The sequence below is a fragment of the Mucilaginibacter sp. UYP27 genome (assembly GCF_040547175.1).
In the GTDB taxonomy this organism is placed as follows: Bacteria; Bacteroidota; Bacteroidia; order Sphingobacteriales; family Sphingobacteriaceae; genus Mucilaginibacter.
The window spans coordinates 1-12,777 of sequence record NZ_JBEPPE010000019.1; the positions used below are offsets into that span (position 1 = coordinate 1).

The following is a 12,777-nucleotide window of genomic DNA, read 5'->3' on the forward strand; positions in this document are numbered from 1 at the left end:
CTGCGTTTCGGTAATGATAGAGTTCTTCATCGTTTGACTGGTTAAAGTTAAGACTTTTCGTCCTTTAAGCAGTCCGGTTTTTAGGAGGGGTTACAGTACAATTTCGAAAGGTTTGATTGATACAAATATGCTTAGATGAACCAAGTGACGATGCCTGTCAGTTCTAACTCAAATCCAAAGTCTTCCGCTAGAATAGGTTTTCGCCTTCCCGCCGATCAATACTCTTGAATCCCGATTCTCACAAAGTAATTCGCCCGAACGCTCAGAAATTTGTTTTGCGCTCATTTTTTTTCGTTTCAGGACCTCACTCCAATATGGGATAAGTGAACAATGAGCTGATCCCGTGACGGGATCCTCGAGTATTGATGACTGCGGAGTAAAGTAACGAGAAACAAAATCGCAGAGATCACCTTTTGCTGTAACCACAACACCACCAGGATCAAGGTTTATCCTGTCAAAAAGCTGCCGGTCAATTTTTAAATTTCTGATTTCATCTTCGTTTTTATAAACTAAGATATAATCTCTGGACTTTAACACTGTTGAGGGCTGAATGCTAAGGGCTTCACTAATTATTTCTGGCAGGGAATGTGCAATTGGTTTTCTAGATGGAAAATCGAGCCAATACAAATCACCATCAACACTAACACTTAACGCTCCGCTAAGAGTATCAAAAAAAAACTTATCAACTTCCTGTTTTAAAATAGTATTTAGGACATGCGCAACTGCAAGCGTGGCATGTCCGCAAAGATCCATTTCTATTTCAGGAGTGAACCAACGAAGGTGTATATTCCCGCTTCCTTGCACAAAAAACGCAGTCTCAGCAACAGCGTTTTCCCTAGCTATCTTTAATAATAGGTCATTTGGCAACCATTTTGTAAGCGGAACAACGCATGCAGGATTTCCGTGAAAAATTGTATCGGTAAAACTATTGATTTGAAAAAGGTCAAATTGCATGTAACAAAGATAAAATTAATATCAAACTACACCCGCCCTCTTACAAATCCGACTTATATCGATAGTAGACAGCAACTTAAAGAGGATAAAAGGGGGGAAAGTTATCATTAAAAATCTTTTCCTTTTATTAGCTCATAGAGTAATCAAACCCACGACACTGAAATGATTTCAAAACCTAAATTGAATTCATAGTCGACTCCGTTATCGCCTCAAAATACTCTAACGCCAACAGTTTCTATTCCTTTTCTTTGCAAAAAAGGAAGTCCGGACGTGCCAAATAAGTTCAATAGTGGCTCATAACATTTACAAACTCAAATATTGAGCTTCCGCCTTACTGCAGCAGGGCTAAATTAAAGCAAAAGGTTCTAAAATTTCGAAAAAATGGTTCAAAAAAAGCCCAATGGGGTTTAGGTATTCTCTAATTTAGGGAGAAATTTAAAACAGAACGCAATTTTTTACAAAACATTTTAGATGTAAAGTTGATCCAGATTTATTCGTTCTTAAAATGCAAAGGCAAACACTATTTTGACGAAGTGACTTGCCAAGCCTACAACTTGTCGCTTAGAAAAAAGTATTAAAGACTTAGAAAAAAATGCATTTGAATTACACCGTGTATTGTTTGATTTAAACCATTTATTAAAGCAACTTACAGCTAACTTTGTAATTTAACCCTTTTGTTATGCAAGTATTGAGTGGTAAGGTTGTGCTGATTACAGGTGCGTCCAAAGGTATCGGCGCGGCAACAGCGCTGGAAATGGCAAAGAACGCCGCATCTGTAATCGTTAACTATAATGAAAGTAAAGAGGCAGCGCACCAGATCGTTGACAGCATTAAAGCTTCAGGAGGTTATGCGATTGCAGTTCAGGCAAATGTAAGTGATGAACAGGATGTAGCACGACTGTTTGATGAGGCAATTGCAGAATTTGGAAAGGTTGACGTGCTGGTGAATAATGCAGGAATTATGTTCACCAAACCAATCGGACAGGTTTCTACAAAAGAATTCGACAAAATGTTCGATGTAAATGTTAAGGGCTTGTTTAATACCCTTCATCAGGCTTCAACTCGCTTGGCGGACAATGGGAGCATAATTAATTTATCGTCAACAGTAACCCGAACAATTTTCCCCGGATATGGACCGTATTGTGCCACTAAGGGTGCCGTAGAGCAGCTAACTCGTGTTTTCGCCAAGGAAATAGGCAGCCGCGGGATTAATGTCAATGCAGTATCACCGGGCCCGACAGAAACCGATTTGTTTTTGGAAGGTAAGTCCCAACAGGACATAGACAGGCTAGCTGCGAGCAATGCCTTTAACCGCCTGGGACGGCCGGAAGATATAGCCAGGGTAATTGTTTACCTTGCCAGCGATGCATCGAAATGGATTTCGGGCCAAATTATTGGTGCTAATGGGGCTATGGCTTAACTACATGGTATACAATTGTTATTTGCATTATGGAAAAATCAGAATCTCTCGAAGCGTTTTATCGACAAAAAATGGGTATTCTTCCCAGCGACATTTTTCGTAAGACGGGGCATTTCAACATATTTACCATGGAAGACTATGCAGGTGAACAGCCGGCGTATCCCATGCCTTATAGCCGCAAGGATTACTATAAAATTGCACTGATCGATGGTGCACACCAGGTGGAGTATGCCGACAAAACTTACCAGGTAAAGAAGAACATGCTCATGTTCGCAAACCCGCAAATTCCTTACAACTGGACGCCTGCTTCGTCCAAACCGACAGGCGCATTTTGTGTGTTTACAGAAGATTATATGAAGGGCTTTGGTAATATTAGGGAATATCCGCTCTATCAACCGGGTGGCACGCCGATACTTGACATTACAGATGAAGAAGGAATTCAAGTCATGAACTTGTTTAGCAAAATGTTCAAGGAAATCGCTTCTGAATATCCTTACAAATATGATGTCCTTCGGAACATGGTCTTCGAAATAATCCATGCTGCCCTTAAACTCCGCCCGGCACTTATCGTAATTGATACGCCTGGCTCTAATGCGGGTCAACGGATTGCATCACTGTTTCACGAACTACTGGAACGCCAGTTTCCTATTGAATCAACACTTCAGCAGATACGGTTGAAAACACCTGCTGAATTTGCAAGCCAGCTTAATGTGCACATCAATCACCTCAACAGGGTGCTAAAAGAAACCACCGGTAAAACTACCTCTCAATTGATTGCTGAACGGATAGGCTCGGAAGCAAGGGCCTTACTTAAGCATACCAATTGGAACATTTCTGAAATTGCCTGGTGCCTGGGCTTTGAGGATACCTCGAATTTTGTGAAATTTTTTAAGAAAAGCAGTACGACCACCCCCCATCAATTCCGTATTTAGGGACATTGCTTAAAATAGCTCATCTTGTTTGATTAACACCATTTTCGGTTTGATTCATCCTTCCGGCGCATTCTAAGTTCCACTAATTTTGTTATTGTAAAAAACATAATTACAATGGAAGCATATATTTTAGAAAACAACGGTGGTATCGAAAAGTTAAAGAAAGTCACTTTAATTAAACCTGGTATCAAACCAAATGAGGTCCTGATCAAAACTAAAGCGATTGGTATCAATCCAATTGACATTCAGGTTCGGAACTCCAAAGACATGTTAGGCATGATTACCCAGGGTAATATTCCTCAAGAGGTAATATTGGGTTGGGATATTGCAGGTGTCGTGGAAGAAGTGGGCGAAGATGTTGGTGATTTTAATCCCGGAGATGAAGTTTACGGCCTTATCAACATGCCTGGATTGGGCAAAACTTACGCTACCTATGTAGCGGCTGACGCCGGCCAGCTCATACATAAGCCTAAAGAATTAGATTTTACCGCTGCTGGCGCAACGCCAATGGCCGCGATGACTGCATGGCAAGCCGTAGTGACACTTGGGCAAGTAAAGAAAGGTGATAAAGTGCTGATACATGCCGCATCGGGTGGTGTAGGGCATTTCGCTGTACAAATTGCTAAATATATAGGCGCCCATGTAATTGGTACCGGCTCTGCTAAAAATGAACGTTTTATAAGCGACTTAGGGGTAGACGAATTTATTGATTATACGGCAAACCCCTTTGAGCAACAAATCCAGGAAATAGATGTGGTAATTGACGCGATTAATTCCGTCGAGCATATCCTTCAATCAATCAGTGTCATTAAACGAGGCGGCCGTCTGGTTTACCTCCAACCGCATTTTCAAAGTGCAATTGAGGCCCGGTTACAGGCAGCAGAAGTTTTCGGACATGGCGTATTTGTTCATTCATCGGGAGAGGTGCTTGGCAAAATAAGCCAGCTTATCAGTGAAGGCTACGTTGTTCCTAAAGTGACACAAATATTCACCTTCGATGAATTACCTCAAGCGCAAGCAGCGGTAGAAACTGGAAGAGCAACCGGCAAGGTGGCTGTATCCGTAAACTAAACAACATTTAATAATAACCATTTTCAATTCATTACAATATGACAAACGATCAGAAATCAGACGGCTTATTAAAAGCCCTTACACCAGGAGAAATTGCTACGGTAAGCGCTTTTTACGGTCTATTCAATAACAGGGACTACAGTATTGCAGACGATATATTTGCGTCGGATTGGCAAGATATCCCACTCGCGCCGGGTCAGCAAGACGGTCCTGAAGGATTTGTGCTTTTAGTGAAAGGATTCACCCAGGCATTTCCAGATATAACCATTAATATCCACGAAATATTCGGCACCCATGAGCGGGCGGGTGTAAGGGCGGAGATGTGTTTTACCCACAGCAGCGAGTTTATGGGTATTGCGCCAACAAATAAAAAGTTGACCATTGCTCTACATGAGTTTCATCATCTCCAGGACGGCAAATTAACCAAAACCTGGCACTTGGAAGACTGGCTAACTCTGCTGTTACAAACCGGTGCATGGCCGGCAAAAGCGGAATAACTTTAAAACTTTAATTGAATGTATCCGGAATTAAAAGGAAAAGTGGCGCTTATAACAGGCGCATCTAAAGGTATAGGCAGGGGTATTGCGGAAAAGCTGGCTTCGGAAGGAATGCGGTTGATATTGAATTATAGTTCGGACGAAACGGCGGCCCGGGAAACTGCCGATTTGATGGAAGGTTATGGCGTTTCTTATCAGATGATCAAGCTGACGTATCCAAGCCAGAAGCTATTACCGACCTTTTTCGGCAAGCACTGGCGCATTTCGGCCAAGTTGATATTGTCATAGCCAATGCAGGGATCGAATTGGTAGATAAACCGTTCATTGAATATACGGTGCAGGATTTTGATAAGGTGTTCGATCTGAATGTTAAAGGAACTTTTTTTGTGATGCAGGAAGCAGCAAAACACGTGACGGATGGCGGCAGGATCATCGTTATCTCATCTACACAAAGTTTGAATGCTGAAACGGGTGCAGCTGTATATGCCGCAAGCAAAACAGCTGGTAAAAAGTTTGTTGATATTTTATGCAAAGAATTGGGGCCACGCCATATTACTGTTAATTCGGTAATGCCCGGGGTCATCGACCAGGCTGGGATAATTACTGGGCTTCCCGAAGACTTTAAACAATTGGTTAGAAATAGCTCACCTTTTGGCCGCTTAGGAACGGTGCAGGATATAGGCAAAGTTGTAGCCTTCATGACTTCGGATGAAGCTGACTATATCAACGGAGATCATATTAAAGCAAATGGCGGATCAAGTTTTTAAAGTTAATCAAAAAGCTAAATGGATTTTGAATTCAGGGGAGATAGTGATTCCTCTATAATTAGATTGAATTACCCAAAGCTAACAATTACGAACTTTGGGTAATTCATTTTCTTAAATATTAAACATTTGACTATGCCTCTCTTTAAAATTTCATTCACCCTGATGCTTTTCGCAAACCTGCAAGGTTTCGCACGACCACATCAGCAGCAAAAAAACAATAACATCAATTATCAGCCCATAGAAAATACAATTGCACGAGCTGCAATTAAGGCCTTGCAAGAGTCGGATGTATCGAAATGGAAGTCGCTTTTTATTGTCGGTGCAAAGTTATATGATGATGATGGCAGCCCCCGTGACTTTCAGGATTTTAGTACAAAAGCGATTGGCCACGAGTATTTTCTTTCCCTTGATAAAATTGAAAATCAAGGTACTACGGTATACGGACACTTCCACACCGAGAAATACGGCGATTTTAGAGCGCGTTTTAATTTTCACATTAATACCGCAGGTAAGATTAGCCGACTCGATATTTCACAGGTAAAGTACTAAAGCGATGAAAAAGATTTACCAATACTGTCTGGTTCTCTCCTCTATGGAAAATCAACTTAAAGAAATTTTAGTTGTCATAAAAAACCATGATGATAACTTTGAGATTGTACAACTCATCGAAAAAAAACAAATTTTTGATACACCAGAGCAGGCTCAGGCCTTTGCCATTGGGCTGAAACTGCTCAGCGAAGAACACAAAATATCAAGCATCTCATCTAAAGATATATTGTAAATCTATTTTCTAAAGTTGTTAAATAATTTGCAGTCTTATCGGAAGAAGAAGTATAGCAGAAAAACCTTCAAAATCAGCGACTTTGAAGGCTTCCAATTACCATAAACCTAAATTCTCCTGATTATGGATAGCACGATAAATTGATAGCGGATTATTGGTTTAAAATCCACAGATAAATTCATCTTTGTATCTTTTACCATGGACAGCTTGCCGGTTCAGGAAAATATTCTTCACTAATAAATTTTCCTGTCGGTCCATCCCGACCAATTAGCGCGTACTTTGCAATACGTTCCCCTGCTTCCTGTACCGTACTGGTACCTTGATGACCGGTAAAATCGGTTTTTGTATATCCAGGACAAACCATGTTGACTTTAAATGGCAGGTCACGCAGCTCGTAAGCAAGATTAACTGTATACATGTTAAGAGCCGCTTTACTCGATTGATATACCGCCATGTGGTAACTGCCGGCTGGGTCGGCTGCCAGTGAAAGCGAACCCATTGCAGAGCTAACATTTACAATGCGTGGCTCCGGTGATTTTTTTAATAGATCAATAAAAGCCTGTGTAACGCTAACCACGCCAAACACATTGGTTTCATAAACTGTCCTGAATTGTTCAAGTGTTGCATCGAGCGCTGATTGCGGAAATCCTCCCGAAATACCCGCATTATTGATCAGTACGTCCAGGATTTCCGTTTTTTTACTTATTTCTGCGAGAGCATCATTAATCGATTCTTGATCAATAACATCTAATTCTATGGCCTCGACATTTTCGATTCCGCTAGCTTTAAGATTTTCAATTGCTGCCAAGCCGCTTTTCAGGTTACGGCACCCTAAATAAACAAAGAATCCGTTTTGTGCAAGTTGCGTGACTGTTTCTAAGCCAATACCTTTGTTTGCTCCTGTTATTAATGCTTTTTTCATCTGGTAATAGTTTTAAACCTATGGAAACAAATATAGCTGACTGAAGATCATGCGAGGTGGACAAATCATTATAGTTTCTGGACTAATCGTGATGATTAGCTAAAAAAGCGCTGATGCTCATACCTGTACGCTTTTTGAATAGTCGTGAAAAATAATCAGGGTCATTAAACCCCAATTCGTAAGCCAGTTGTTTTACGGAAAGTGTGGAATATTGCAACTTCCGTTGCGCTTCCATCATAAGGCGATTGGTCATCCATTCCTTTGGTGAAACGCCTGAAAATTCCTTTACAACACCATAAAGGCTGCTCGTCGTCATTGCCAATTTCGCTGCAATAGTGTGTACATCATATTGCTCAGTCAGATGCGTTTCCACAGCAAGTTTAAAAGCAATGTATTTGGATAATTTAGGATTTGATAGGTTATTACTGTTACGCTGCTCAAAGTAAGCATTGTTAAACTCAGTTAAAAGCGTATTCAAATACGCTAAAATAATTTCCGTATTCTTTGGCTTTCCCGTAGCATGAAGCAGATTAAATAAGTTGAAGCAAACTGACTTAACACGTTCTTTAGCGTCTGGAGTGAACGTGATCGTATTTGAATTTAACGGATTTAAAAGGAATGAAAATGAATTTGGGAGCAACGCCAACGTATTTTCATCAAAGGCAACTTTATAATTTAGGGTGTGACTATTTTTAAGAGGAATTGAAAATATTTGATTGGGCAAACCAAAAACCAATTGGCTATCTGAGATAGTAATGTCCTGTAGATCTATTTTATAAGTTTCTGATCCATGGTCCAAAAAAATAAAACAATAATGGGCTAGCTTATGTGGCCTAAGCAGTTTCTCTAAAACATCTTGCGGTATGTCAATTTTGCAGTTTTCATTTACCATGATCTCCAGCCTATCGTGGTGCTTTATTTTGTTCAGTAATCCTTTAATTTCCTGCATACCCGTCATTTTACCTAAGCAAAGATGAAAAAAAAAGCATGGATTCATGATTCATCATTCCTTTAAAGTTAGTTAAATTATTTTTTTGAAGTAGGCGTTTGATTAATAACCATATTATTGGTACGATAAGCATAGAGTAACATTTCGACTATTATTGTGACAAGGTTTTCAAAAATGCCTTCTTCCATATAATGCCCGTCACAGTAAAGACTAAATTCGTTGAAGCAGAAACAGTGTGTTTAATAAGTGCCTATTTCAATTATTTTTTTCAGGTACTGTCGGATACTTCAGTTATTCAATTAAAAAAGTATTCATTTGCAATGTAACTTCGACCTGTTTTTATTCTAAGTTCGAGAAATGTAATACGGCAGGTTTGGATATGATTGATCAAATGAAAGATATTGAAGCAATAGTTATCGATGATAACGACCGGCTTTACACTTCAAAAAATATTAACCTTTCTTAACCCATGTACCAATGCTCGACATCAAAGGACTTTAACTGAAGCTACTGACTAGGATACCATACTTATTAGCCGCATAAGTTAAGTTGCCGTCTGCCGCCGTACCGAAATATCAATTAAGACTATAAAGAACAGGTTTCATTAGAATTTCCATTCCTTATTGCGAAATGCACACAGCGATATCTTTTTTCCCAAGGCAAAGCTTAAATTACGAAGTGCTCCGTAGAAACGAGAAAGCTACATTCATGTAGATCGAGAAATTTTGCTTCGTCTGGCCGTATCACTTCCATGTATAGGTCACTTGTAAAAACCTTTCCAATAGATTCCACATCGTCAAACCACAACTCGGTAATTCCGTCGAAAGCGGGTGGTGGTAATCCTGGAATAGCGGCTGGAACAGGGTGGCATTGGACATATTTGCGAACGTGTTGCTTTACTTCCGGAAGGGTTTTAAATAAAGGTGCATGGTTATTTTGATGATAGGCTATAAAGTCTTCCTGACTCATATCCTTTTTCCTGCTGAGCAGAATGGTAAATTTGATCATTCACAAAGATCGCTGCACTCTTTTGATAATACCATTGACTTGGGTTAAGATCGTTTATTTATTGATAAACGCTTCCGGAGCCGGCTCAATGATTCGGGTTTAATTCCCAGATAAGATGCGATATGAAATTGAGACACCTGGCTGAACAGCTCTGGCCTGGTTTGCATTAAATGAAGATAACGCTCTTCAGGCGACAAAAACTGTAACATTTCAATTCGTTCGTTCAATTGCTGGTAAACCCTTTCGGCAATTAACCTGCCAAACTTCTCCCAGGAAATTGATTGCAGGTAAAGCTGTTGTACATCCTCGTAACGAAAAGCCATCAACTCAGAATCTTCCATTGCCTGCCAATAATAGCGGGACTGCTGCTGACTCAAAAAACTTTGAAAATCGACCAGGAAATTGTTTTTCGTCGTAAATCTGCAATTGATTTCATTCCCCTCCAAGTCAACATAATACATTCTAAAAATGCCCCTTGTCAAAAAATAGACATATTTACACACTTGCCCTTGCTGTAATAACCAAGATTTTTTAGGAACAGCAATACAATTAATCAAAGGAACAATTCGTTCTAAGTCTTTATCCGGCATAGGCAAAATGCTATTAATTACCGCTTTTAAATGATCCATGGTTTATTATGAGTATAACACTTAGCGCGACAGATTAATAAATATAAACACTTGAGTTATCTAAATACAGATTAATTATAAAAAAACGCCAAAAATACTTTCCGGAGTATAAACTAAATAAGTTATTCAGCGGATCTTATGCAAATGCCAGCGGGCCATGATTTCAAGCAGATGTAAAGGGATAATAAGAGCTTTAGAAATTGGAACAGCATAATCTATTATCACCTCTGATTATAGAAAATAACAGTTAAGAATGTGATCTTGTTAAGTGCTCTTAAGTCGCCCAAGCGTTAATTTATTAAAAAGGAATTAGTTACGGCCTGGCAACGCTTTTACTTCCAAATTATCCATAGTAGCAATGGCGTTATAAACCCGTAAACCAATATTACCCGTTTTATACTCATTATCCGTTGCGGTTATCAGCGGCTTATCGGCACTATTTAAAAATACCTCAAATTGGTTTCCGATAGCTTTTACCTTTACTTTGTAGGTGTCTTTTATTTTTAGGGGATAGTTGGCTGTCGCAATCACTATCCATTCGTCATGACTTGATTTACCTAATGTGATAGCACCTGTTTTGGCGTTCAAACCAACGTAGTAGCCATCATATGCATTGGCTCCAATGGCTGGTTTGGCAACGCGGAAGATTAAACCGGCATCACCTGCGGTACTTACTGCTACATCGGCAGTGTAAACGAAGTTGGAAAATTGGGTGCCTGTCGCAATGATTTTTGGCCCGTTAGTGCCCGATAGGCCGTTATCGTTAGCGCCGGTATGGATAGCATTATCTTTATAGAACCAGCCGTTCCCATAATTGATTAGGCCAGTGGCGGTATTGTTATCGAAGTTTTGTTTGTAGGCTGTTGTATTATAAGCAGGCTTACCAATTAAGGGGATGATGCTTACACGCAAGCTTTCAGACCCGTAAGGCACCAGTGTAATCTGCTCAGTTGGTTCGGCGGAATCTACTGGGCTAAATGGCACATCGAACGCGGCGGTATGGTTATTATCAATCGTCCAGGCTGGTATTTGTTTGGCGCTTACCTTTAATTGCACCGGTACCTGCTCCTGCACAAAAGGATTATCAGGCATGGTGCTCTTAACTACCGTGATGTTTTTGGCGAGGGTATTCGCATCTAATACTAAACCATAATTCCAGGCTGAGGCCGGGGTGATCTCGGTCTCATAAAAACCTTTTACGGGATATTCCCTCACGTTCTTTAGCAACTCCTTAACTTTTATCGCATACACCAGCGGGCCGCGTTCAACACTTACCGCATTGCTTACCTGCGGCATTACCGCAACCTGCATTGGGAAATTCAAGGTGATTTTATCACCAGTTTTCCAAGCGCGTTTTACAGACAGGATCTGTCCGGCTACAACGCCCGGTAGCAGCGTTCCGTTTAACCTCACTTCGGGCTTAGCGCACCATGCCGGGATGCGCAGTTTTAATCCAAAGGAGGCCACTTTGGTTAAAGAAAAATTCAGATTGATCTGTTCGTCGAACGGATAGTTAGTCACCTCCTCAATTTTTACGGGTATGTTTTGTGCTACTATGGCATTCACTTCCATAGGCGCGTAAGCGTTAACTGCAAGGCCGCCATCCGGCGTTGCAACCCAGCTGTTCTTTACAAAATAAGGCCAGCCCATGTGCATATTATATCTGCAGCAAGGAAAACCCGAGAACGGGCTTGGCACTATTCCGTTGCCATAATCCTGATTAAAGCCATGTCTGCCCGGCAGGTTTTGCACCTGGTTAGGCAGGGTGTAATACGTATGGTTTTTAAGATCATTACTGAATTGAGCAGGCAGCGTGTTAAAAGCAAGTTTCTCTAACTGATCGCCGATTGAGGCATTATTATGAATAATCCTGGCACCGGTCTCCAAACTTTGCATCCACTCTACCACAGCACAGGTTTCCACACCCTCAACTGTGTTATGGCCCGACATAAATTCTGTACCCGACCCAATGCCTGTAGGCTGCCCGTTATCATCCAAAATATGTTTTATGCCGTTCTGCATCGCATCAGTATAATCAGGCGACTGATCAACCTGTGAATATACAGCAGGGAACTTTAACGCTTGCGAAACGTTCACCATGTGTTTAGGCTGATAATCAGGCCCGTAGAATTGAAACTGATTTTGATTAAAGATATCGGCCCACGGGTAAGCTTGTTCTTTTAGCTTTTTTACCAAATCAAGCAGATAGGCGTCGCCGGTTTTGTTATAAACCCACAGGGCTATTTCCATATTATCGCCAGCCCGAGATTTACCCCATTCTTTAAGCGGATCCTTATCCAGGTTGTCAAGCTCATATTTAAAATATTTGGATAAGAACGGAATCACCCGCTTATCATTGGTAGCTTCATAATAGCTTTGCAGGGCATACATAAAAGGCATGCGCGGCCACCAGTCCTTCAGTTTAGGCGGACCAAAAAACCCATTTTCTTGCTGATGGTCGAGTGTATAATCTATCCATTTCTTTGCTTTAGCTTTCAATTCGACATCATCTAACGTATAAGCTAACGCAACCAATCCTTTTACGTAATAGGGCACTTTTTCCCAACTATTGCCGGTACCGCCCAGCCAATCTGAATTAATACCAAGGTTATCCTTTTCGGGATACAATTCTTCAGCATGGCCGGTGAAACCATCTTTTTGCAGTTCCAGTTGCTTTAACAACCATCCTTTTGCCCTGATGCTGCCCAACGGCAACTGTGCATACACATCTTGTTTAAGAGACGCACGATTAAATGTATATGGCGACTTGTTTTTTTGTGCAAATGCCGCACTCACTAATAACCAGCAGCAAATCGGAAATAAACAATAAAATTTCATAAACATCTA

General features: G+C 40.7%; 12 protein-coding genes and 1 pseudogene. 7 read left to right on the forward strand and 6 right to left on the reverse strand.

Annotation, left to right across the window (positions count from 1 at the left end; translation table 11 throughout):
• Window positions 1–168: 168 nt before the first annotated feature.
• Window positions 169–954, reverse strand: a complete 786-nt coding sequence (locus tag ABIB39_RS22855; protein ID WP_354432516.1) for a PhzF family phenazine biosynthesis protein — start codon at window positions 952–954, stop codon at window positions 169–171.
• 679 nt (window positions 955–1,633) lie between these two features.
• On the opposite strand from ABIB39_RS22855, the gene ABIB39_RS22860 reads away from it, so the two are divergent.
• From ABIB39_RS22860 to ABIB39_RS22890, 7 genes and pseudogenes are all read left to right on the forward strand, one after another.
• Entirely contained in the window at window positions 1,634–2,374 is a 741-nt protein-coding gene (locus tag ABIB39_RS22860) for an SDR family oxidoreductase (RefSeq protein ID WP_354432517.1), read from the forward strand.
• 29 nt (window positions 2,375–2,403) lie between these two features.
• Window positions 2,404–3,306: a helix-turn-helix domain-containing protein gene (locus ABIB39_RS22865; protein WP_354432518.1), complete on the forward strand. Its 903-nt coding sequence runs from the start codon at window positions 2,404–2,406 to the stop codon at window positions 3,304–3,306.
• A gap of 114 nt (window positions 3,307–3,420) precedes the next feature.
• Window positions 3,421–4,377: an NADP-dependent oxidoreductase gene (locus tag ABIB39_RS22870; RefSeq protein WP_354432519.1), complete on the forward strand. Its 957-nt coding sequence runs from the start codon at window positions 3,421–3,423 to the stop codon at window positions 4,375–4,377.
• A gap of 38 nt (window positions 4,378–4,415) precedes the next feature.
• Window positions 4,416–4,874: an ester cyclase gene (locus ABIB39_RS22875; protein ID WP_354432520.1), complete on the forward strand. Its 459-nt coding sequence runs from the start codon at window positions 4,416–4,418 to the stop codon at window positions 4,872–4,874.
• A gap of 18 nt (window positions 4,875–4,892) precedes the next feature.
• Window positions 4,893–5,641 (forward strand): annotated as a pseudogene (locus tag ABIB39_RS22880) (SDR family oxidoreductase).
• A gap of 132 nt (window positions 5,642–5,773) precedes the next feature.
• Window positions 5,774–6,190 carry a hypothetical protein gene (locus ABIB39_RS22885; RefSeq protein WP_354432521.1) on the forward strand — a complete coding sequence of 139 codons (417 nt, stop codon included), beginning with the start codon at window positions 5,774–5,776 and terminating at the stop codon, window positions 6,188–6,190.
• 4 nt (window positions 6,191–6,194) lie between these two features.
• A complete protein-coding gene (locus ABIB39_RS22890) occupies window positions 6,195–6,422 on the forward strand; it encodes a DUF3861 family protein (protein WP_354432522.1) in 228 nt (75 codons plus the stop codon).
• A gap of 193 nt (window positions 6,423–6,615) precedes the next feature.
• On the opposite strand, the gene ABIB39_RS22895 is transcribed toward ABIB39_RS22890, so the two are convergent.
• The 5 genes from ABIB39_RS22895 to ABIB39_RS22915 form a co-directional block, all read right to left on the reverse strand.
• Window positions 6,616–7,344 carry an SDR family oxidoreductase gene (locus tag ABIB39_RS22895; protein ID WP_354432523.1) on the reverse strand — a complete coding sequence of 243 codons (729 nt, stop codon included), beginning with the start codon at window positions 7,342–7,344 and terminating at the stop codon, window positions 6,616–6,618.
• Between the two features lie 82 nt (window positions 7,345–7,426).
• Window positions 7,427–8,293 carry a helix-turn-helix domain-containing protein gene (locus ABIB39_RS22900; RefSeq protein ID WP_354432524.1) on the reverse strand — a complete coding sequence of 289 codons (867 nt, stop codon included), beginning with the start codon at window positions 8,291–8,293 and terminating at the stop codon, window positions 7,427–7,429.
• Window positions 8,294–8,959: 666 nt separating this feature from the next.
• Complete coding sequence (locus ABIB39_RS22905; protein ID WP_354432525.1) at window positions 8,960–9,301, reverse strand: EthD domain-containing protein; 342 nt, start codon at window positions 9,299–9,301, stop codon at window positions 8,960–8,962.
• Between the two features lie 44 nt (window positions 9,302–9,345).
• The gene (locus tag ABIB39_RS22910) at window positions 9,346–9,930 is read right to left on the reverse strand and encodes a Crp/Fnr family transcriptional regulator (protein WP_354432526.1); all 585 of its coding nucleotides are present in this window, start codon (window positions 9,928–9,930) and stop codon (window positions 9,346–9,348) included.
• Window positions 9,931–10,239: 309 nt separating this feature from the next.
• The gene (locus ABIB39_RS22915) at window positions 10,240–12,726 is read right to left on the reverse strand and encodes a beta-L-arabinofuranosidase domain-containing protein (RefSeq protein ID WP_354432527.1); all 2,487 of its coding nucleotides are present in this window, start codon (window positions 12,724–12,726) and stop codon (window positions 10,240–10,242) included.
• Between the last annotated feature and the right edge of the window lie 51 nt (window positions 12,727–12,777).